Source organism: Nonomuraea sp. NPDC049141 (genome assembly GCF_040648415.1).
GTDB lineage: Bacteria > Actinomycetota > Actinomycetes > Streptosporangiales > Streptosporangiaceae > Nonomuraea.
On record NZ_JBEZDR010000025.1, the window covers coordinates 149,980 to 169,369 of the forward strand.

Here is a 19,390-nt window from a genome sequence, read left to right on the forward strand (position 1 = left end):
CCGCATGACCACCAGTGTCCTCACCAAGCATGGGATTCAGATGACCTCCATCATCCGACACATCACTGTCGACTGCGCGGAGCCGTACGAACCGTACGAGCTCGCCGAGTTCTGGAGCAAAGTACTCGGCTATCCGATCGACCCGATAGACGAGCCGGGCGACGACGAGGTGGGCCTGGCGGTGCCCGCCGGTCAGCCGACCCTGCTGTTCGTCCGCGTACCGGAGAAGAAGTCGGTCAAGAACCGGCTGCACCTCGACCTCGAACCTGATCAGTCGCGGGACCAGGAGGTCGAGCGGGTGTCCGCGCTCGGCGCGACCATCGTCGACGACCGTCGCAAGCCGAACGGCCGGGGCTGGGTGGTCATGGCGGACCCGGCCTGGAACGAGTTCTGCGTCGAGGTCAGCGCGGCCGAACGGGCCGGCGCCGAATAGTCCGGATCCGGGGCGGATCGCGGTATCCGCCCCGAGGATTGCGGGAAGTACGTTCGCGGGGTCTACTTGTCCATGGCCCTTCCCGAACTGGTTCCCTCCGGTCAGCAGGTGGACGTCCAGCGGACAAGCTTCTCGCTCGATGTTCTCGGCCGCTTCATCTGCAGCACCTGGCAAGAGGCGACGGGCAGCGGCGGGCCGCCGTTCTCGGCGGTGGTGATCGGCGGCGGCATGTACGGGGCCTACTGCGCGACCAAGATCTACCGGCGGCACCCGGGCAAGCGGGTGCTGCTGCTGGACGCCGGTCCCTTCCTGGTCTCCGAGCACGTGCAGAACCTTGGCCCCATCGGGCTCAACGTCCCCGCTCCCATCTCGCCCAGCGCCGATCCCCGCGTGCCGCGAGAGTTGGTGTGGGGGCTGCCGTGGCGGGGCAACGTCGACTTTCCCGGGCTGGCGTACTGCACCGGCGGCAAGTCCCTGTACTGGGGAGGCTGGTGCCCGCGGCTCACGGCGAGTGATCTGCGGAGCTGGCCGGCGTCGACGGCCGCGTACCTGGAGGGCAACTACCTGGAGGTGGAGAGCGAGATCGGCGTCGTGCCCGCCACCGATTTCATCGCGGGAGAGCTCTGTACGACGCTGTTCGAGGCGTTCGCCGGCGCTGCCTCGGTGACGCCGGGGTTCGAGACCGGCATCGGCGATCGTGGCGCCGAGGTCGCGCCGCTCGCCGTGCAGGGAGACTCGCCGGTGTCCGGGCTCTTCAGCTTCGACAAGTACAGCAGCCTGCCGATGCTGATGGACGCGGTCCGGGAGGACGTGGCCGCCTCCGGGGGGCGCGACGCGGATCGCCGGCTCTTCGTGGTGCCCCTGGCGCACGTCATCAGGGCGCACACGGCGGACGGCGCGGTGACCAGGATCGACGTCGACGCCGCCGGGCAGCCGGAGTCCCTTCAGGTCTCCCCCGGCTGTGCCGTGATTCTGGCCGCGAGCGCGGTGGAGACCACCCGGCTCGCCCTGTGCTCGTTCCCCACCCCGCTCATGGGCCGCAATCTGATGGCGCACGTACGCAGCGACTTCACCGTCAGGATCCGCCGGACGGCACTGCCCCCGGTGCCGGACCACGTGCAGACGGGCGCGCTGCTCCTGCGCGGGCTGGGGCCCGCCGGCCGCTTCCACATCCAGGTCACCGCGTCGACGAGCCAGGGCGGATCCGACGAGCTCCTGTTCCGCATGCTCCCCGACATCGACCTGCTCGATCGGCAGCTGGCCAACACCGATCCCGAGTGGATCACCGTCACTCTGCGCTGCATCGGCGAGATGCGGGGGGACCGGACGACCGCGATCCCGGATCCGGACAAGAGCTGGATCAATCTCAGCCCGCACGAAGTCGACGAGTACGGCATCCCGCGCGCTTACCTGCACCTCACACTCGATCCGCGCGACGAGCAGGTCTGGCAGGCCATGGACACCGCGGCGCTCGCCATCGCCCGGGCGGTCTCCGGCTCACCGGACCAGATCCAGTACCTGTACGACAACGCATGGCACGCGGCGCCGTTCCCCCTTGACCGGCCGTTCCCCGAATGGCACCGCGGACTCGGTACGACCTACCACGAGTCCGGCACCCTGTGGATGGGCGACGATCCGGCCACCTCGGTGACCGACCCGATCGGGCGCTTCCATCACGTACGGAACGCCTACGCCTGCGACCAGTCGCTGTTCCCGACGGTCGGGTCGGTCAACCCGGTCCTCACGGGACTGACCCTCGCCAGGCACCTGGCCGAACACCTCCCCGGCGGGCCCTGACCGGCGAAAGGCCAAAAGCGTCATCTCGACGGCAGCGAGGAGATTGTTGGCCTCGGCGACTTCCAGGACGAGCTGGATGTGCTGCGCGTTGGGGGCGCGGACACCCGCTCGGCAGAGGACCTGGCCGCGACCTTCGTTCACGAAGTGAACCACGCCCGCCACCAGGGCGGGCCTGATCCGCTCACCATGGGGCGGGAGGAGTTCGTCAACGCGGCCGTCCAGGAGGAGATCGACGGCGAAATCAGGGCCCACGAGTTCCAGGTGCAGCTCGGGACCGCCCGTGGCGAGAGATATACCGGAGACAGCGACTACGGATATGCCTACCAAACAGCCATCGAAAACGAGAACTACCGGCGGCATGAGCAAGGGCGGGCCGAGCTGACCGCGCAGGAGGCACAGCGAGTCGGCGACCGGGCAGGCCGGAAGGCGCTGCAGGAGTGGGCACGGTCGGCGGGATACTACATTCAGACGGCAACGGAGCGCCTGGACATTCTGGTCCGGCAGACCTTCGCCGCCATCCACGGCCACGGAGCGGCGGAGACCAGAGAACTCGCTCCAGAATGCGATGTGGCGCATGCGGATCTTTTGCGGGTCGCGCCGCAGGCGTACGCATCGCTCCTCGCCCGCCTGCGGGACACGGCAGGCGGCGTGCGGGCACATTCCGCCACCCACAAGAACGCGGAGCACGCGGCGAACCCACTTCCGCCGCGGCGGCTTGCTGGGGCGCACGGTCGAGTTCTGGACGGCCTACCCCACGATATACTCACGCCAGCCCGAGCCCGCCGAGGTCGGCACCAACCTCCCTGACCTCAACGAGGCCATCCGCGCGGTCCTCCGTCGCCTCTCCCTCGAATACTCCTGAATCGACTACTGGCAATGTCCCTGATATAGCGTCCAGGTCGTCCGAATTTAACACGCGGCGTCTTGTCAAAACCCCACTGCATGTCGATATTGTGATGCCCTGCATCGCCCTGGCGGCAAGTAGAGAGCTGAGGTAGGACAAGTGGCAGCACATGGCTTCGGTGATTTCGCGAACATAGATGTCGACGCGTTCCTGCGGGATTCACAGAAGCGGGCGGCCCGTTTCGCGGAAGCACAGCAAAGAGCTGCGGACGTGGTCGGCCGGGCCACTACCGCCGACGACCATATCGCGGTCGAGTGCACCTCCTCCGGGGTGAGCAGACTCGATATCGACCCCCGGGCCAAGCGCATGAGCGTCGAGGAGATGTCCGCGGCGATACTCAAGGCGATTCACGATGCCGACGCGGACCTCAAGCGCCAGCTGTCGGGGATCCTGACGGATTCGTTCGGCGAGGACACCCTGAATCCTGAAGCCGCTTTGGCGCGGGTCGAAGAGGCGCAGCATGCCTTCGACCGAATGATGAGCGACACGATGGGCGAACTGAACCGCATGCGCAACGAGTTCGGCAGCTGACCGGGTGACCCGCCCTCGGGCGTGGCGATGGACCGTTCAGCGACTGGAGTCACCCAGCGATGTCGCCACACCCGTCACTTCAGGCCGTCCGTCATGATCTTGTCGTACCCGAAGGCGACCCCACACTCCACGAGCAGCGCGAAGAGGTCCACCGCAAGCAGGCGGCGCAGCATCAAAAACCGCGTCTCAATCGTGACGGCCATTGAATGCGCCCGCCATATCTCGAAGATCTTCCCTCCTCCTCCTGTGAACGCCCCGGAGAGGGCGAGCATCGCCAAGGACGACGCAAACGTGAAGCTGAAGTAGATCCACACGGTCAAAGCGTCGGCCAGCAGTCTGAGGATCACCGAAAGAAAGCTGGCCGAGTGGGCGCCGGCCTGCGAGTCCGTGGCGTACTCGGAAACCTTCTGCCCGAAAGCCGCTCGATCCAGCGCCTGCCAACTGACCGCGGGCACACTGTCGTGCTCATCTTGCATGGACTGGCCGGAGGCGGACAAGTTGCTACTGACGGCACCCCAACCGTCCGAGGCCCTGTGCAGCAATTGCGGATCCGCATACATCGTGAGGCCGTACGTGAGCACGGCATTCTGCAGCACGGGAAATATGGCGTTGGCGAACGCGTATTCACTGAGTGTCGTCAGCTGCATCCACCGGAGATCGCCGCCGCCGCCGGACTCGTACGGGCTGGGCGTGCCGCCCGGAACGGGGACTTTGGGAATGGGGACGTTAAATATTTCTGGCATTTTCTATGTTCTCCATTTCCGCGGTGCCCACGTTTCCGGATGCCGTATACAGCTCGTCTCGACGGCCGTGCAGCGATTGCACCATGTCGCCCAGCTTCCGCTCGGCGACGGCGACTATTTTGTCGTGCTCCAAGGCCAACGGAAGTCCGAGCAAACCCATCGCGGCCCAGCCGATCCGCATATGCGGGGGAAAGGTGCCGGCCTCTTCCAGATGTGACACGGGAGAAGTCCCGGTGGTGTCGTCGACAAGCGCGTCACCGAGCCGCTTGATCGCTGCCCTGTCGTATATCCGAGCCGGCTCGTCCGAAGGCATAGCTATCACCATCCGTCCCCGATTGATCACAAGGAGTCACTTTTCGATGATGCGTCCGCAAGAGCCTAGAAGGCGAATGTTACGTACATCGACTTCTGCGCCTTTTGCTCAGCACAGCTCACGACTGGCCGATCACCCCTGATTTCCCCACAAGTTACATCTGGTCACTACCATTTCCTGATGTGTCTCCTGAGCAACACCACACGACAGCCGTCTTCGTCGACCAGAGCGGTCGCCGCAGACGGCTGATCATGATCGGCTCGATCGCGTCGGGCGTGCTGGCCATCGCGCTGCTCGCGGTCGTCATCGGCGGCTTGTTCTCCCCCACGACGCTGTCGGTGAACGGATGGCCGGGCGATCGCCCAGGAGGGATGGGCAGCACGGCTTCGCCTGATCCTTCGGCGACGCCTCGGACGAGCATGACCAGGCGGCCCACCCCGTCGGCGACCCGGACGTCGGCCCGCCCCACTCCGCGCGGCACCAGGTCCGCCGTACGGTCGGTGGAGCCCGAGACCGACCGGACCCCGCCGCAGCAGTCGTCGCCCAGTGTGAAACCGAGCACGCAACCGGAGCCCACCACCGAGCCGGTGGCCGAGCCCACCGCCGACCCGACCACGAGTGCCGACCAGCCCCCCGGCCAGACTAAGACGCCGCCGGGGCTCGACCCGGACCGGACGAAGGGGCCGAAGAAGTGAGCGGCCTCGCCGATCACCAGGACAAGAAGGTCTGGCCACGCGCGCCGGTCTCGGCCTGGCAGGATCCCGCCGCGGCCCAGTGGGCGAGCCAACCCACGCAGAACCCCGTGCCCATGCCCCCACCCGCCAAGCGGGCCGACCCCAGAGGCCACTGGTTCCTGCTGGCCATCGGCATGCTGTTGGCGGCCTTCGCGCTCGTACTCAACGGGTACGTGACCAACGTCGTCGGCGAGACGCGCTCCGTCCCGCCCACCGCCGACCACCCTTCCCGGCAACTCGCGGAGATACGGCGAGGCGGACCCGTGCTGAACCTCACCGGCGGCGAGCCCTCCAGCGCTCGCCTGCCGGACAGGACGATCGCCCTCACCTTCGATGACGGCCCGGATCCGGCCTGGACCCCGGCGGTGCTCGACGCCCTGAAGAAGTACGGCGCCAAGGCGACGTTCTTCGCCGTCGGCTCGAAGGTCGCCGAACACCCCGAACTGGCCCGGCGGATCATCGCCGAAGGTCATGAGCTGGGCAACCATACCTACGCGCACGCGGACCTGGCGGCGGTTCCCGGCTGGCGGCTCAGGCTGGAGCTGTCACTGACGCAGAAGGCGCTGGCGGGAGCGACGGGACTGCACACCACGCTGGTGCGTCCTCCGTACTCCGCCACACCCGAGGCGATCACGGGCCCGCAGTGGGAGAGCATGAAGGCGCTGGCGGCCGACGGGTACCTCGTCACGCTGGCGGATCTCGACACCAAGGACTGGAGCCGCCCCGGTACGCGGAAGATCGTGACCTCATCGCTTCCGGCCGGGGGCCGAGGCGCGATCGTCATGATGCACGACTCGGGTGGCGACAGGCGGCAGACCGTCGAGGCCGTCGATCTGGTCCTGAAGGAGCTCACAGGCAAGGGCTACCGGGCGGTCACGGTGACCAAGGCCCTCGGTATGCCGTCGGCGCAACAACCGGCCGGCGACGTGGAGCGGTTCGTCGGCTCCGCCCTGAACGTGGCCCAGCGGGCATCCGGCTGGTTCACCGGCGCGCTGTCGTGGGTGCTGGTCGCCGCGGGCGCGCTCACTCTGGCGCGGCTGGTCTTCTTCGCCGTGCTCGCGTGGGTGCATGCTCGCCGTACCCGAGGTGGCAGGCGGCGAAGGGGACGCGCGCCCGCCTGGCCGGTGCCCCCGCCGGTGACGGTGATCGTGCCCGCCTACAACGAGGCGGCCGGGATCCAGGCGACGGTACGCTCGCTGGCCGAGACCGCCTATCCGGGCCAGGTGGAGATCCTCGTCGTCGACGACGGCTCGACCGACTCGACCGCCGAACTGGCCGCGGGGCTGGGGTTCGCCAACGTACGGGTGATCCGCCGGCGCAACGGTGGCAAGCCCGCCGCGCTCAATACCGGCATCGAACAGGCCGGTCACGAGTTGCTCATCATGGTGGACGGCGACACGGTCTTCGAACCCGCCACCATCGGCCGGCTGGTACGCCAGCTCTCCGACCCCACGGTCGGCGCGGTGAGCGGCAACACCAAGGTCGGCAACCGGCGGGGCATGATCGGACGCTGGCAGCACATCGAGTACGTCATCGGGTTCAACCTCGACAGGCGCGCCTTCGAGCAGCTCGACTGCATGGCGACCGTACCCGGCGCGATCGGGGCGTTCCGCCGCTCGGCGCTGGTGGCCCTGGGCGGCGTCAGCAGCGACACCCTGGCGGAGGACACCGACCTCACGATGGCGCTGTGCCGGGCCGGATGGCGCGTGGTCTACGAGGAGAAGGCGCTGGCCTGGACCGAGGCGCCGACCTCGCTCGGCCAGTTGTGGAAGCAGCGCTACCGCTGGTGCTACGGCACCATGCAGGCGATGTGGAAGCATCGGCGCGCCGTGCTCGACAAGGACCCGTTCGGTCGCCGCTGCCTCGGCTACCTGGCGCTGTTCCAGGTGCTGCTGCCGCTGCTCGCACCCGTCGTCGACCTCATGGCGATCTACAGCACCGCCGTGGGCGATCCGCTGCCGGTGGTCGCGGTGTGGGCCGGGTTCGTCCTGGTGCAGGCGCTGACCGGCTGGTACGCGCTACGCCTGGACGGCGAGCGGGCCTCGGCGCTGTGGGTGCTGCCGCTGCAGCAGTTCGTCTACCGTCAACTCCTGTACCTCGTGGTGATCCAGTCGTTGGCGACCGCGGTGCTGGGCGTACGGCTGCGCTGGCACAGCGTACGCCGGGAGGGCACGTTCGGTCTGGTCAGTCCTCCTCCAGCACCTGGCGCACATACGTGATGGCCGGGGCGCCGTAGACCCGCTGCACCGCGCCGACCGCGGCGAACAACCGGGGCAGCGCCCACCCGGCCGGCCGCAGCGGTTCCGGCAGTCGCGGCGCGCGCAGGGTGTCGACCAGGGCCGTGCTGAGCAGCCGGCTGAACGTACGCAGCACCGCCGCGTCCGCCCGAAGCCCGTCCGGGGCCGTGCGGACCGCTGTCTCCAGGGCCTCGGCATGCTGGGTGTACGTGTCGCTCAGCGCCCCGAGATCCCAGGCGTCGTACGCGGCATGAGCGGCGTCCGCCTCCGCCATCGCGAGGGTGGCCCGGTGCAGCCGGACGCCTTCCGGCGGGGTGAGCAGGCCACCGAGGTGGGCGGAGCGGTCGGTGAGCGCGATGAGCACGCCCTGCTGGAGCAGACCGTACCCGGTGAGCAGCGCGGCCCGGCGCAGCGCGTCGCGGTAGGCGCGCTCGCTCTCCGGCACCTGGTACAGCAGCGCGTGGAAGTGCCCCGCCCACGGTGGGGGCTCGTTCGAGGCGCCGCGCCGGATCTGCGCGAAGCCGGCGGCCATGGCGCCGGCCAGCCGGTAGTACGCGCCACCGCCGCGCCGCTCGCTGACCAGTTGGCCGTCGCGCCGCATCCGGGCGACAAGGGCGCGCGCCGCCGCCTCGGTCAGGCCGAGATCCCCCAACAGGCGGGTCAGCGCGGTGCCGGACAGCTCCGTCAGCCCAGAGACACCGAAGAGGAACGGGACGAGCGCGACAGAGCGCCCACGCGAAGGTCGTGTGAGCGACCAATCCGATGATACATTTTTGGTCACGCTCGTGAGTTTATTCGACATACGAGGAGGGTCTGATGGCACGGTTCCGGGCAATCGCGCTGAACTGGGGACCGACGATCGTGTTGAACGTCGTCCTGCCCTACCTGACGTACACGGTGCTGACCGACCGCGGCGTGTCGACGGTCGCCGCGCTCGCGATCTCCGGGGTCTGGCCCGCCGTCGAGGTGCTCGGCATCTTCCTGATCAAGCGTCGCGTCGACGACTTCGGCGTGCTCGCGCTGATCGTGGTCGGGCTCGGCGTGCTGAGCGCGCTGGTGTTCCGCAGCGCGGAGCTGGTGCTGGTCAAGGACTCGGCGGCCACCGGCCTGTTCGGCCTGGTGCTGCTCGGGTCGCTGCTGACGCGCCGCCCGCTGATGTTCTACTTCGGCCGGAAGTTCGGCACCGACGGCACCGAGGAGGGGCTGGCCAAGTGGAACGCCCTCTGGCAGTATGCCGGCTTCCGCCGGACGCAGCGCGTCCTCACCCTCGTGTGGGGCGTCGTGTACCTCGCCGAGGCGGTCGCACGCGTCGTCCTGTCATACGTGCTGCCCACCTCGACGATGGTCCTGATCTCCACGGTGCTGCCCATCGTGGTCACGGCCGCGCTCGTGACCTGGACCATCGTGTACGCACGCCGCAGCCGGGCCGCCGCCGTGCGCCGCAACCCGGCGGCGTTCTCCACCTGAGATCGATGCTCCTCAGGGGCTGGGGCCGGTCAGTCGGTGCCGAGCTCCATCGCGGCGCGGTCGAGCATCTCGTCCTCCTCGGAGACCTCACCGCGTGAGGCGATGGCCTCGGCGCCACCCTCCGGCATCGCACCGATCAGCTCGGTCGAGGCCGCCACGGGGATGCCGATGAGCGCGTGGTGGGTGGTGCCGACCATGCCGAGGCTGGCGTACTGCTCAAGCTTGGCGCGCGAGTCGGCGATGTCCAGGTTGCGCATGGTGAGCTGGCCGATCCGGTCCACCGGGCCGAACGCCGAATCCTCGGTGCGCTCCATCGACAGCTTGTCCGGGTGGTAGCTGAAGGCCGGGCCGGAGGTGTCCAGGATCGAGTAGTCCTCACCGCGCCGCAGCCGCAGCGTCACCTCGCCGATGACCGCGGTGCCGACCCAGCGCTGCAGCGACTCCCGGATCATCAACGCCTGCGGGTCGAGCCAGCGGCCCTCGTACATCAACCGGCCGAGCCGCCGTCCCTCGTTGTAGTAGTTGGCCAGGGTGTCCTCGTTGTGGATCGCGTTGACCAGCCGCTCGTAGGCCGCGTGCAGCAACGCCATCCCGGGCGCCTCGTAGATGCCGCGGCTCTTGGCCTCGATCACCCGGTTCTCGATCTGGTCCGACATGCCTATGCCGTGCCGTCCACCGATCGCGTTGGCCTCCATCACCAGGTCGATCGGGGTGGCGAACTCCTTGCCGTTGATCGTCACCGGCCGGCCCTGGTCGAACCCGATGGTCACGTCCTCGGTGGCGATCTCGACGTCGGGATCCCAGAACCGCACGCCCATGATCGGGTCCACGGTCTCGATGCCGTTGTCGAGGTGCTCCAGGGTCTTGGCCTCGTGGGTGGCGCCCCAGATGTTGGCGTCGGTCGAGTAGGCCTTCTCGGTGCTGTCGCGGTAGGGCAGGCCGTGGGCCAGCAGCCACTCCGACATCTCCTTGCGCCCGCCGAGCTCGGACACGAAGTCCGCGTCCAGCCAGGGCTTGTAGATGCGCAGGTGGGGGTTCGCGAGCAGCCCGTAACGGTAGAACCGTTCGATGTCGTTGCCCTTGAACGTCGAGCCGTCGCCCCAGATCTGCACGTCGTCCTCGAGCATCGCCCGCACCAGCAGCGTCCCCGTGACAGCACGACCGAGCGGCGTGGTGTTGAAGTAGGGGCGCCCGGCCGAACGGATGTGGAACGCACCGCAGGCGAGCGCGGCCAAGCCCTCCTCGACCAGCGCCGCCCGGCAGTCGACCAGGCGCGCGAGCTCGGCCCCGTACTTCGCCGCACGACCGGGCACCGAGGCGATGTCGGGCTCGTCGTACTGGCCGATGTCGGCGGTGTAGGTGCACGGGACGGCGCCCTTGTCGCGCATCCACGCGACAGCGACCGAGGTGTCGAGACCGCCCGAGAAGGCGATGCCGACACGCTCGCCGGTGGGCAGGGAGGTGAGAACCTTGGACATGAGAGAGAGTATGCATTGAAACGCATGCTCATGCAAAGCCCGCCCGCCCACGACTTCGGCGACTTGCTGGTTCTAGGCGTTGGTGTCGTCGTATGCCAGGTCGTCGCCCCCCAGCTCGCGGGAGGCCTGGGCCTGTGCCAGCAGTTCCCGGGCCTTGCCCTCGACGGCCTGGATCGCGTCCGCGCCGGCGACCAAGCGCAGCGGCGGCTCGTCCCGGTCGGCGATGGTCAGCAGGGCCCGGGCGAGCTTGGCGGGGTCACCGGACTGCCGGCCGTTCATGCCCTTCCAGGCCTCGATCGTCGGGGCGGTCCGCGGGGCGTAGTCGTCGATGGACAGCTCGGGCCAGTTGGTGGAGGCGTCCACGAGCAACTCGGTACGGAAGAAGCCGGGCTCCACGATCGTGGTGTGGATGTTGTAGGGGGCGACGTCGTAGCGCAGCGACTCCATCCACCCCTCCACCCCGAACTTGGAGGCGGCATACGCGGCGCAGAACTCCTGGCCGATCAGGCCGGCGGACGAGGAGATGGTGATGACGTGGCCGGCGCGCTGTTGACGCATGATCGGCAGGACTGCGCGGGTGACGTTCATCGGACCGAAGAGGTTGGTCTCGATCTGCCGGCGCAGCTGCGCGGGCGAGATCTCCTCGAAGTAGCCGGCGAAGAAGTTCCCGGCATTGTTGACCAGGACGTCGATACGTCCGAAGCGGCCGACCGCGGCCTGTGCGGCTGCCTGCGCGTCCGCCAGGCTGGTGACGTCCAGCTTCGCGACCAGCAGGTTGTCCTGCGGCCCGCCCAGAGTCTGCTCGACGGCCTCGGGGCGGCGGCCGGTGGCGACGACCTGGTGGCCGGCGGCGAGTGCCTCGCGGGCGATGTCCGTGCCCAGACCGCGTCCGGCACCGGTGACGAAAATGACCTTGCTCATGAGATTCCTTCGCTGTTGTGAGGGTCGCCGGATGCGGTCAAACCTGTTCGGTGGGCATGATCCACAGCTCGGCGACGGCTGCATGGCGCGGACGGGTGACCATGTAGGCGACGCCGTCGGCGATGTCCTCCGGAGCGAGGACCTCGGTCTGCTCGTAGAAGGGGTCGATCATCTCGTTGCGGACCTCGGGCTTGTTGTGCGAGCCGAGTTCGGTCGCCACACCACCCGGTTCGAGGACGCCGACGCGTACGTGCCGCTGGGCGACTTCCTGACGCAGGGACTCGGTGAATCCGTTCACCCCGAACTTGGTCAGGTTGTAAACGCCGTAACCGCTCCACGCCACACGGCCGGCGATCGAGCTGATGTTGACGATGTCGGCCACCCGGCGCGGACCCTCCTCGGCGGCCCGCAGCAGGTGCGGCAGAGCGGCGCGGGTGGTGTGCAGCAGCCCCTTGACGTTGACCGCGATCATGCGCTCCCACTCCTCGGCGTCCGCGCCGACGACCGGGCCGAGAAGCATCAGGCCGGCATTGTTGACCAGGGTGTCCAACCGTCCGAATCGCTCGACAGCCTGCTGCACGGCCGCCTCGGCCTGGACGCGGTCGGTGATGTCCGCCGCCACCACCAGCGCGGTGCCACCCGCCTTGCCGATCTCGGCCGCGAGGGCGTCGAGGCGTTCATGGCGGCGGGCCACGAGGGCGACGGAGGCCCCGTGCTCGGCGAGCCGGCGGGCGGTGGCGGCGCCGATACCGCTGCTCGCGCCGGTGACGAGGGCGGCGGTGCCGGTCAGTTTCGCTGTCATGGGATGTTGTCCTGTTCTCCAGATGTACGGTGTGTCGGCGCAGGCCTCCCATCAGGTGCCGCACGCCAGGGACCCGCCCCTGAATCCAGGCAATCACCCGACGCCCACCGCACGGCCCCCCGTACGGGGCACTGTTCTTCCGGGGGTCCGTCAGTACCCCTTTCCAGGTCACAGGCCGGCGGGGGCCCGTCGTACGGTGGAACCATGGAGCGCAGTACGGAGATCCGTGAGTTCCTCCGCACCCGCCGGGCCCGGATCACGCCCGACCAGGCCGGCCTCGCCCCGCCCCCGGGGACCCGCCGCGTGCCGGGGCTGCGCCGCGAGGAAGTCGCCCAGCTCGCCGGGGTCAGCGTCGACTACTACATCCGCCTGGAGCGGGGCCGCACCCAGGGCGTCTCCGAAACCGTCCTGGAGGCCGTCGCCCGCGCCCTGCACCTGGACGACACCGAACGCGCCCACCTCTTCGATCTCGCTCAGCCCACCACGGCCCGGTCCCGCCGCCGCCGGCCGCTCAGCCCGCAGAGAGTCCGCCCGACCCTGTACCGGGCCCTGGACGCGCTCAGCGTCCCCGCGATCATCCAGGGGCGGCGCATGGACGTCCTGGCGGCCAATCGACTCGGCTACGCCCTCTTCACCGACTTCGAAGCCCGGCCCCACCGTGAGCGCAACTTCGCCCGCTTCGTCTTCCTCGACGAGGCCGCTCGCACGCTGTACGCCGACTGGGACCGCGCCGCCGGCGACTGCGTGGCCACGCTGCGCCTGTACGCCGGACGCCACCCCGATGACCCACAGCTGACCGAGCTGATCGGCGAGTTGTCCGTGCGCAGCGACGCCTTCCGCCGCCTGTGGGCCGACCACGACGTCCTCGCCCACACCACCGGCACCAAACGCCTGCATCACCCGCTCGTCGGCGACCTGACCCTCGACTACGTGGTCCTGGCCGTCGAGGACGACCCCGACCAGACCCTCGTCATCCTGACCCCCGAGCCCGCCACCCCCTCCGCCGAAGCCCTCAACATCCTCGCCAGCTGGACCAGCGCAGCGCCACCGGGCCCTTCTAGAGAGCAGCGTGAGAGAGGAGGATAGACGCCATGGGAGATGAGCAGATCCCGACCATAGGCAGATGTCATGCGTGCAAGCGCGCCTTCCGCTTTAACCCGGCAACCGTCACGACCGCCATGATCGACCCCGAGACCGGCCTTCTTCCAGGCATGACCGTGTTAGGCACCGTCCGTGAGCCGACAGCGGAAGCCGTGGCCAGATCGGTCAAGGAACCCATCTGCCCTGACTGCGTGAAGAGGGCCAGCGATTTCCTGCACCCGCCCGCTCTCCAATTCGACGCATGGCCACGAGGCAACCCGGACCGTGACTGATACCGCGCCCACCACTTGGCTGTGCGATCATCATGCCTATGACGTCGATCAGAAAGGGCCATGCCGCGTAGGCGCCCTTCCGAGGTCCGTACGCGAGGATCGGCGTGCGGAGCCCACAGAGCCCTGATCCACCAGGTCCCCGGCCTCGGCCAGCGGCCCATGGCCGCGGTGATCGCCCTCGAACACACCCGGGTGCGGCCAGGCGAGGTGGCGGCGGCCCTCGTCGCCTGGCAGGCGGCCGTCCTGCTCGGGACCGCTGACCGGGTCGAATGTATCTGCATGTGCGAGGAGTGCAGCGGAGACGCGCCCCGTTGGCGGCTTCGACAGGCTCTCATCGCCTTGCCGCCGTGGGCCCAACCGTATCTGTACGCGTTGGTCCACCCAGTCGATCAATACTTCCTCCGCCGGACGGCGCCGGCCCCGCACACGTCACCGGACGTGCCCTGGTGGCAACGACGGCGCTTGCATCCCCGCAGAGGCAGCCCGTACGGTCCCCCGCCTGAATAGGCATGTCCCCGACCCGACTGCCGCTCGACCCGGGATCAAGCCTTTCCCGCCGAGAGCTACGGTTGAGCCGCGTCAGTCCAGGCAGAACTCGTTGCCCTCGGGGTCCGTCATCACGATGTTGCCCCCGCTCATCGGAGGATCAGGCTCGTAACGACGTACCCGCGTCGCTCCCAGCGCGACGAGCCGGTCGCACTCGGCCTCCAGCGCCGCCATCCGTTCCTCCCCCCGCAGTCCGGGAGCCGCGCGGACGTCGAGGTGGACGCGGTTCTTGGCGACCTTGTCCTCCGGCACCTGCTGGAAGAACAGCCGTGGGCCATGCCCGTCCGGGTCCTCGATGGCCGATCTGGTGTTGCGCTGCTCCTCCGGTACGCCGACCCGGGCGAGGAAGTCGTCCCACGCGGCCAGCGGGTCGGCGCCCTCGGGCAGGTCGACGCCGGGCGGGGCCGGGTGGACGTAGCCCAGTACGTCGCGCCAGAAGGACGACAGCGCTCGCGGGTCGTGGGCGTCGAAGGTGACCTGGATGTGGCGGCTCATGGAGTCACTCCGTTCGTGTGCAGGTAGAGGTCGCGCAGCAGGCAGACCTCGGACAGGTGGTGGATCAGCTCGCGGTGGATGTGCAGCACCAGATCGGCCGTGGACGCCTCGGGGTAGGGCTCCTTCGCGCCTACCGGGACCTGGAGGCCGGCCGCGCCGAGGCCGCGTACCCCGGTCAGCCAGACGTCGAGCTGGGACTCGAGCTGGTCGAGCGCGGTGGCCGCGCTGCCGGCGTACTCCCAGGTCTCGTACGACGCCGCCGGCGCGCCGAAGTGCGCCGCGTTGCGCGCGGCGAGCACGCCGACGATGACATGACCGAGTCGCCAGGCGATCGTGGTGAAGGCCGCGGGGACCGGCTGCGGGAAGGCGTAGTCCATCGTGAAGTCCCCGGCACCTGCCTGTACGGGCGCCGTCGAGCTGCCGCGCGGCCGCACGCTCCAGGCGTCCGGCACCGGCGACCACAAGTACTCGTCGTCGGTGAGGCCGTCGAGCCGGGCTCGGACCTGATGGTTCCAATGGAACTCCCACTGCTCGCGCAGCGTATGGTTCCAGTCGAGTTCGTCTGCGTCCATGGAGTCACCCTGACACCCCTGGCGGACAGGATCGGTCCGCTATCTCTGGCAGGGTGTGGGACATGGACCTGGCAAGCGGTGCGGATCGGGGTACGACGGAGCGAGTGCTCACCCTGCTCGGGCTGCTGCAGCAGCGCCAGGTCTGGACCGGCCCCGAGCTCGCCGAACGCCTCGGGGTCACGCCGCGCACGGTACGACGTGATGTCGAGCGGCTGCGCACGCTCGGCTATCTGGTGCATGCCGGCCAGGGTGTCGGCGGCGGCTACCAGCTCGGCCCGGGGCAGGACCTGCCGCCGCTGCTGCTCGACGACGAGGAGGCGATCGCCACCGCCGTCTCGCTGCTCGTCGGCGCGGGTGGCGCGGTCGCCAGCGCCGGCGACGCCGCGCTCCGGGCGCTGACCAAGCTCGACCGAGTGCTGCCCACCCGGTTGCGGCACGAGGTGCGCGCGCTCTCCGGCTCGGTGGAGTCCTTCGGCGGTGGCCGTACACCGGTGGACTCCGAGGTACTCATGACGCTGGCCAGAGCCTGCCGCGACGAGGTCGAGGCCGGCTTCGACTATCCGTCCGGGAGTGAGGTACGACGACGGCGGATCGAGCCCTACCGCCTGGTCGCCTCCGACCGGCGCTGGTACCTGTTCGCCTTCGACCTCGATCGCGACGACTGGCGCAGCTTCCGCGTCGACCGGATGACCGACGTGTCCGTCCGGACCTGGCACTTCCGCCCGCGCGCGGCGCCCGACGCGGCCACGTACGTACAGGAGAGTGTGGCGAGCCGGGTCTACCCGCACCAGGCGCGCTTCCTCGTGCACGCGTCGGCCGACACTGTGCGCGCGCAGATTCCGGCGTCGGCGGCGGTCGTACGGCGGCGCGGCGCCGAGCTCTGCGAAGTGCTCAGTGGCGCCGGCAGCCTCGACTTCGTGCTCATGCACGTGCTCCTGCTGGGGCACGACTTCGAGGTGCTCGACCCTCCGGAGCTCGGCGGACGCTGTCGGGCGCTGGCGGAGAGACTGCTGTCGGCCGGTGCGGCGATCTCACCGGCGCCGGACCCGGACGAGTCATGAGCGGTGGTCAGCCGAGCCAGCGGCCGTCGCGCATGAGGTCGCGGCCCCGCAACTCGTTCGCCTCCCGCCAGGCCTGGATGCGCCGTGGCCGGATCAGGAAGTACTGGTAGGGCTCGTCGAGTTCGCGCGGGTCGAAACCGGTCTTGGCCGCGAACGCGTCGCCCGTCTCCGGGGCGAGGTCGGCGAGGTGCACCGGCTCGGCGGTGCCGTCGACGACCACGACGTCGCGCGTCGGCCCGAGACCGAGGCGTACCCGGCCGTCCGCCAGCAGGTTGCGGCCGGTGACCGAGGCGCTCGGCGTCGAGATGAGGAACGCGGTCCCGTCCCAGAGGTAGGAGAGCGGGATGAGGTGGACGCCCGCCGAGCCCGGCGTCGCGACCCAGAGATCGACGTCTGCCTCCAGTCTCGCGCGAGTGTCCCGCAGCCTCTCCTCGAGCTCACGCGGCGGCGCGCCGGTCATGCCGCGGCCTCCCATGCGAACCCGTCCGGGTCGATGAAAGACTCGGCATCGCTGCCGAGCGTGATCCGATGCGATCCGGTGCCGTCCATGGGGACGCCGACATCCTTGGCGAGGGCACGGCGCCCGTACAGCGCCAGCTTGACCGGACTCGACTCGGTGGCGAACTCGACGTACTTGCGGCCGAAGCTCTTCGCCACGACAAGGCCCTGGTCGACGTAGAACCGCTTGCTCGCGGCCACGTCCGTGGCACCCAGCAGGAGCACCATCTCGTCGAACTGCTGAGGGGCAGGCCCGGTGTCCTTCTTCTCCGACGTCGCAATCTTCCAGATCGTCCCGTCCGGGGCCTGTACGACGCCGCCGTAGCCCCAGAACGACTTCGCGGCGGGCTTCAGCGACGTGGCGCCGGCGTCGAGGGCGGCGCCGATGAAGGCGTTGACGGTGGCGGGCTGGGACACCGTGAGCGACAGCACGAACCCACGGAAGCCGGTCGCCGGCACCTCCGAGGCCCGCAGGCGCACGTGAGCGCCCAGACCGAAAGCGGTGTAGAAGCGGCTGGCGGCCTCGGTGTCGGCCACTTCGAGGGTGAGGGATGCGATGGAAGTCATGGCCGTCACGCTAGTTGCGGCTCGATGACCGGCGCTTCTCGATTCCTGACCGGTCTCGTCACCTGCTTCGCCACGCACGACGGCATCCCCGCCGCGCCGCCCGCCGCCTGGCGTTGGTAGGCGCTGGGCGGCATGCCGACCAGCTCGGTGAAACGAGTGCTGAACGTGCCCAGCGACGAGCAGCCGACCGCGAAACAGACCTCGGTGACGCTGAGGTCGCCACGACGCAGCAGCGCCATCGCGCGCTCGATGCGCCGCGTCATCAGATAGGAGTACGGCGACTCGCCGTACGCGAGCCGGAACTGCCGGCTGAGATGCCCGGCCGATATGTGCACGCCACGGGCGAGCGCCTCGACGTCCAGCGGCTGCGCGTACTCCCGATCGATCCGATCGCGGACCCTGCGCAGCCGGGCGAGATCGTTCAGGCGCTGTGCCGCGGTGAGCGCGCGCCCCCATGCGGGATGGCACATGAGAGAACTCCTTTCAGCGCAGCTCTTGGATGCGGACCAGGTTGCCCGCGGGGTCGCGGAAGGCGCAGTCGCGGACGCCGTACGGCTGCTCCGTCGGCTCCTGGACGACCTCGGCGTCGCCGGCCTGCAGCTTCTCGAAGGTGTCGTCGAGGTCACGGGTGGCCAGCAGGATCCAGCCGTAGGTGCCCTTGGCCATCATCTCGGTGATGGTGCGGCGCTCGTCCTCGGTGATGCCGGGGTCGGCGGCCGGCGGCGCCAGGAGGATGGAGGTGCCGGGCTGGCCGACGGGGCCGACCGTAATCCAGCGCATCGTGCCCTGCCCGACGTCGCTGCGTACCTCGAAGCCGAGGGTGTCGCGGTAGAAGGCCAGGGCGGCGTCCGGGTCGTCATGCGGGAGGACGGTTGTGTGAATGGTGAGGTCCATAGCCGTCCACACTAGCTACAGCTCGATGACCAGCGCTTCTCCGATCCTGCTCGATCAAGCCACCGTCCACGGCCGGAGCTTCTCGGGGTTGCGTACCGCCCAGATGTGCTTGATCCGGTCGCCTGCGACGTCGAACGCCATCACCATCTCGGTGACGTCGTCCCGCTGACCGATCAGGCCGGGCTGGCCGTTGACCGTACGCTCCAGGATCACCAGATCGGCCGCCCTGATGGCGATGTCGATGGCGTAGCGCGCGATGTCCTCACTGCCCTGGATGGGGTGGAGCACGGCGCTGACCAGGCCGCCGCCGTCGGCGATCGCCGTGGCGTCCGGGTCGAGCAGGCTGATGAGGGCGGCGATGTCCTTGGCCTGCCATGCCTGCTTGAAGTCCCGGACGATGCCGGCCTGCCGCACCGCTGGAGTCGCGGGCGCCTGCGACGTGCGAATGCGCCGGCGGGCCGAGGAGGCCAGCTGGCGGCAAGCCGCGGGCGTACGGCCGACGATCTCGGCCACTTCGGCGAAGGAGTGGCAGAAGACGTCGTGCAGGATGAACGCGACGCGTTCGGCCGGGGTCATCGATTCGAGCACGACGAGGAAGGCCATGTTGATCGACTCGTCGAGCGTGACCCGTTCGGCCGGATCGACCGCGGTGCCGCCCGGCCGCGCGCTGATCCACTCCGTACGATCGGGCAGCGGCTCAGGGATCCATTCGCCCACGTAGCGTTCCCGCCGGGCCCGTGCCGAGCCGAGCAGGTCCAGGCAGATGCGACTGGCCACCGTCGTCAGCCAGGCACCGGGCGATTCGATGGCGTCCTGCTGCTGCCGGGACATGGCGTACCAGCGGGTGTAGGTCTCCTGGACGACATCCTCGGCATCGGCCAGGGAGCCGAGCAGCCGGTACGCCAGATTGATCAGCTGACGCCGCTCGCTCATGATCGCGCTCAGGCTCGGATCTGGGGTGGTCATGGTGTCGTCGGCTCCCTTGGTCGCGGCTGCCCTCACCCATTCGACGAAACAGCGCCCT

General features: G+C 69.1%; 23 protein-coding genes. 10 read left to right on the forward strand and 13 right to left on the reverse strand.

From position 1 onward, the window contains the following. The first annotated feature begins 40 nt into the window (after positions 1 to 40). From AB0B91_RS51090 to AB0B91_RS51105, 4 genes are all read left to right on the forward strand, one after another. A complete protein-coding gene (locus tag AB0B91_RS51090) occupies positions 41 to 433 on the forward strand; it encodes a VOC family protein (RefSeq protein ID WP_358337623.1) in 393 nt (130 codons plus the stop codon). Between the two features lie 72 nt (positions 434 to 505). Next, positions 506 to 2,230, forward strand: coding sequence for a GMC oxidoreductase (locus tag AB0B91_RS51095; protein WP_358337626.1), 1,725 nt, complete (start codon positions 506 to 508; stop codon positions 2,228 to 2,230). Positions 2,231 to 2,308: 78 nt separating this feature from the next. Continuing rightward, positions 2,309 to 3,037 carry a hypothetical protein gene (locus AB0B91_RS51100; protein ID WP_358337629.1) on the forward strand — a complete coding sequence of 243 codons (729 nt, stop codon included), beginning with the start codon at positions 2,309 to 2,311 and terminating at the stop codon, positions 3,035 to 3,037. A 196-nt stretch (positions 3,038 to 3,233) separates the two neighbouring features. Then, complete coding sequence (locus AB0B91_RS51105) at positions 3,234 to 3,665, forward strand: hypothetical protein (protein ID WP_358337632.1); 432 nt, start codon at positions 3,234 to 3,236, stop codon at positions 3,663 to 3,665. A 74-nt stretch (positions 3,666 to 3,739) separates the two neighbouring features. Here the strand turns inward: AB0B91_RS51105 and AB0B91_RS51110 are convergent, their stop codons facing one another. Together AB0B91_RS51110 and AB0B91_RS51115 are read right to left on the reverse strand one after the other, a co-directional pair. Beyond that, complete coding sequence (locus AB0B91_RS51110) at positions 3,740 to 4,408, reverse strand: hypothetical protein (protein WP_358337635.1); 669 nt, start codon at positions 4,406 to 4,408, stop codon at positions 3,740 to 3,742. After that, complete coding sequence (locus AB0B91_RS51115) at positions 4,392 to 4,721, reverse strand: hypothetical protein (RefSeq protein ID WP_358337637.1); 330 nt, start codon at positions 4,719 to 4,721, stop codon at positions 4,392 to 4,394. Before AB0B91_RS51115 ends, AB0B91_RS51110 begins: the two co-directional genes overlap by 17 nt. A gap of 182 nt (positions 4,722 to 4,903) precedes the next feature. Between AB0B91_RS51115 and AB0B91_RS51120 the strand changes: the two genes are divergently transcribed. Further along, on the forward strand, positions 4,904 to 5,416 hold the full coding sequence (locus AB0B91_RS51120; protein WP_358337639.1) for a hypothetical protein: 513 nt from the start codon (positions 4,904 to 4,906) through the stop codon (positions 5,414 to 5,416). Further along, positions 5,413 to 7,674 carry a bifunctional polysaccharide deacetylase/glycosyltransferase family 2 protein gene (locus tag AB0B91_RS51125; protein ID WP_358337642.1) on the forward strand — a complete coding sequence of 754 codons (2,262 nt, stop codon included), beginning with the start codon at positions 5,413 to 5,415 and terminating at the stop codon, positions 7,672 to 7,674. The genes AB0B91_RS51120 and AB0B91_RS51125 overlap by 4 nt, the downstream gene beginning before the upstream one ends. Here AB0B91_RS51125 and AB0B91_RS51130 read toward each other — a convergent pair. Next, on the reverse strand, positions 7,640 to 8,473 hold the full coding sequence (locus AB0B91_RS51130) for a hypothetical protein (RefSeq protein WP_358337645.1): 834 nt from the start codon (positions 8,471 to 8,473) through the stop codon (positions 7,640 to 7,642). The genes AB0B91_RS51125 and AB0B91_RS51130 overlap by 35 nt on opposite strands. 35 nt (positions 8,474 to 8,508) lie before the next feature. Between AB0B91_RS51130 and AB0B91_RS51135 the strand changes: the two genes are divergently transcribed. Beyond that, positions 8,509 to 9,159: a VC0807 family protein gene (locus AB0B91_RS51135; protein ID WP_358337648.1), complete on the forward strand. Its 651-nt coding sequence runs from the start codon at positions 8,509 to 8,511 to the stop codon at positions 9,157 to 9,159. Positions 9,160 to 9,188: 29 nt separating this feature from the next. Here the strand turns inward: AB0B91_RS51135 and argG are convergent, their stop codons facing one another. The 3 genes from argG to AB0B91_RS51150 form a co-directional block, all read right to left on the reverse strand. Then, entirely contained in the window at positions 9,189 to 10,637 is a 1,449-nt protein-coding gene (gene argG, locus AB0B91_RS51140) for an argininosuccinate synthase (protein WP_358337651.1), read from the reverse strand. 72 nt (positions 10,638 to 10,709) lie between these two features. Beyond that, positions 10,710 to 11,558: an SDR family oxidoreductase gene (locus AB0B91_RS51145; RefSeq protein WP_358337654.1), complete on the reverse strand. Its 849-nt coding sequence runs from the start codon at positions 11,556 to 11,558 to the stop codon at positions 10,710 to 10,712. A 37-nt stretch (positions 11,559 to 11,595) separates the two neighbouring features. Beyond that, positions 11,596 to 12,360, reverse strand: coding sequence for an SDR family NAD(P)-dependent oxidoreductase (locus AB0B91_RS51150; protein WP_358337657.1), 765 nt, complete (start codon positions 12,358 to 12,360; stop codon positions 11,596 to 11,598). Between the two features lie 204 nt (positions 12,361 to 12,564). Between AB0B91_RS51150 and AB0B91_RS51155 the strand changes: the two genes are divergently transcribed. Then, positions 12,565 to 13,446, forward strand: coding sequence for a helix-turn-helix transcriptional regulator (locus AB0B91_RS51155; RefSeq protein ID WP_358337660.1), 882 nt, complete (start codon positions 12,565 to 12,567; stop codon positions 13,444 to 13,446). 5 nt (positions 13,447 to 13,451) lie between these two features. Beyond that, positions 13,452 to 13,733, forward strand: coding sequence for a hypothetical protein (locus tag AB0B91_RS51160; RefSeq protein ID WP_358337664.1), 282 nt, complete (start codon positions 13,452 to 13,454; stop codon positions 13,731 to 13,733). 579 nt (positions 13,734 to 14,312) lie between these two features. Here AB0B91_RS51160 and AB0B91_RS51165 read toward each other — a convergent pair. Both AB0B91_RS51165 and AB0B91_RS51170 read right to left on the reverse strand, forming a co-directional pair. Continuing rightward, positions 14,313 to 14,774 (reverse strand): VOC family protein, encoded by a 462-nt coding sequence (locus AB0B91_RS51165; protein ID WP_358337667.1) that lies wholly within the window; start codon positions 14,772 to 14,774, stop codon positions 14,313 to 14,315. Continuing rightward, positions 14,771 to 15,346: a DinB family protein gene (locus AB0B91_RS51170; RefSeq protein ID WP_358337670.1), complete on the reverse strand. Its 576-nt coding sequence runs from the start codon at positions 15,344 to 15,346 to the stop codon at positions 14,771 to 14,773. Before AB0B91_RS51170 ends, AB0B91_RS51165 begins: the two co-directional genes overlap by 4 nt. A gap of 62 nt (positions 15,347 to 15,408) precedes the next feature. On the opposite strand from AB0B91_RS51170, the gene AB0B91_RS51175 reads away from it, so the two are divergent. Further along, positions 15,409 to 16,407, forward strand: a complete 999-nt coding sequence (locus tag AB0B91_RS51175) for a YafY family protein (protein WP_358337673.1) — start codon at positions 15,409 to 15,411, stop codon at positions 16,405 to 16,407. 7 nt (positions 16,408 to 16,414) lie between these two features. Here AB0B91_RS51175 and AB0B91_RS51180 read toward each other — a convergent pair whose 3' ends face one another. Genes AB0B91_RS51180 through sigJ form a run of 5 tightly spaced genes read right to left on the reverse strand, consistent with a single transcriptional unit; the run spans position 16,415 to position 19,332 of the window. Beyond that, positions 16,415 to 16,867 (reverse strand): pyridoxamine 5'-phosphate oxidase family protein, encoded by a 453-nt coding sequence (locus AB0B91_RS51180; RefSeq protein ID WP_358337676.1) that lies wholly within the window; start codon positions 16,865 to 16,867, stop codon positions 16,415 to 16,417. Continuing rightward, positions 16,864 to 17,472, reverse strand: coding sequence for a glyoxalase (locus tag AB0B91_RS51185; RefSeq protein WP_358337679.1), 609 nt, complete (start codon positions 17,470 to 17,472; stop codon positions 16,864 to 16,866). Before AB0B91_RS51185 ends, AB0B91_RS51180 begins: the two co-directional genes overlap by 4 nt. A gap of 5 nt (positions 17,473 to 17,477) precedes the next feature. Further along, on the reverse strand, positions 17,478 to 17,942 hold the full coding sequence (locus AB0B91_RS51190) for a helix-turn-helix transcriptional regulator (RefSeq protein WP_358337682.1): 465 nt from the start codon (positions 17,940 to 17,942) through the stop codon (positions 17,478 to 17,480). Positions 17,943 to 17,955: 13 nt separating this feature from the next. After that, on the reverse strand, positions 17,956 to 18,366 hold the full coding sequence (locus AB0B91_RS51195) for a VOC family protein (protein WP_358337685.1): 411 nt from the start codon (positions 18,364 to 18,366) through the stop codon (positions 17,956 to 17,958). A 54-nt stretch (positions 18,367 to 18,420) separates the two neighbouring features. Further along, on the reverse strand, positions 18,421 to 19,332 hold the full coding sequence (gene sigJ / locus AB0B91_RS51200; RefSeq protein ID WP_358337688.1) for an RNA polymerase sigma factor SigJ: 912 nt from the start codon (positions 19,330 to 19,332) through the stop codon (positions 18,421 to 18,423). Positions 19,333 to 19,390: the final 58 nt, after the last annotated feature.

Bases quoted from the DNA above. Each gene is read 5' to 3' on its own strand.
- AB0B91_RS51090 (WP_358337623.1), top strand. From the start codon at position 41: ATGACCTCCATCATCCGACACATCACTGTCGACTGCGCGGAGCCGTAC.
- AB0B91_RS51095 (WP_358337626.1), top strand. From the start codon at position 506: ATGGCCCTTCCCGAACTGGTTCCCTCCGGTCAGCAGGTGGACGTCCAG.
- AB0B91_RS51110 (WP_358337635.1), bottom strand. From the start codon at position 4,408: ATGCCAGAAATATTTAACGTCCCCATTCCCAAAGTCCCCGTTCCGGGC.
- AB0B91_RS51115 (WP_358337637.1), bottom strand. From the start codon at position 4,721: ATGCCTTCGGACGAGCCGGCTCGGATATACGACAGGGCAGCGATCAAG.
- AB0B91_RS51135 (WP_358337648.1), top strand. From the start codon at position 8,509: ATGGCACGGTTCCGGGCAATCGCGCTGAACTGGGGACCGACGATCGTG.
- argG (WP_358337651.1), bottom strand. From the start codon at position 10,637: ATGTCCAAGGTTCTCACCTCCCTGCCCACCGGCGAGCGTGTCGGCATC.
- AB0B91_RS51145 (WP_358337654.1), bottom strand. From the start codon at position 11,558: ATGAGCAAGGTCATTTTCGTCACCGGTGCCGGACGCGGTCTGGGCACG.
- AB0B91_RS51150 (WP_358337657.1), bottom strand. From the start codon at position 12,360: ATGACAGCGAAACTGACCGGCACCGCCGCCCTCGTCACCGGCGCGAGC.
- AB0B91_RS51155 (WP_358337660.1), top strand. From the start codon at position 12,565: ATGGAGCGCAGTACGGAGATCCGTGAGTTCCTCCGCACCCGCCGGGCC.
- AB0B91_RS51160 (WP_358337664.1), top strand. From the start codon at position 13,452: ATGGGAGATGAGCAGATCCCGACCATAGGCAGATGTCATGCGTGCAAG.
- AB0B91_RS51165 (WP_358337667.1), bottom strand. From the start codon at position 14,774: ATGAGCCGCCACATCCAGGTCACCTTCGACGCCCACGACCCGCGAGCG.
- AB0B91_RS51170 (WP_358337670.1), bottom strand. From the start codon at position 15,346: ATGGACGCAGACGAACTCGACTGGAACCATACGCTGCGCGAGCAGTGG.
- AB0B91_RS51175 (WP_358337673.1), top strand. From the start codon at position 15,409: ATGGACCTGGCAAGCGGTGCGGATCGGGGTACGACGGAGCGAGTGCTC.
- AB0B91_RS51180 (WP_358337676.1), bottom strand. From the start codon at position 16,867: ATGACCGGCGCGCCGCCGCGTGAGCTCGAGGAGAGGCTGCGGGACACT.
- AB0B91_RS51185 (WP_358337679.1), bottom strand. From the start codon at position 17,472: ATGACTTCCATCGCATCCCTCACCCTCGAAGTGGCCGACACCGAGGCC.
- AB0B91_RS51190 (WP_358337682.1), bottom strand. From the start codon at position 17,942: ATGTGCCATCCCGCATGGGGGCGCGCGCTCACCGCGGCACAGCGCCTG.
- AB0B91_RS51195 (WP_358337685.1), bottom strand. From the start codon at position 18,366: ATGGACCTCACCATTCACACAACCGTCCTCCCGCATGACGACCCGGAC.
- sigJ (WP_358337688.1), bottom strand. From the start codon at position 19,332: ATGACCACCCCAGATCCGAGCCTGAGCGCGATCATGAGCGAGCGGCGT.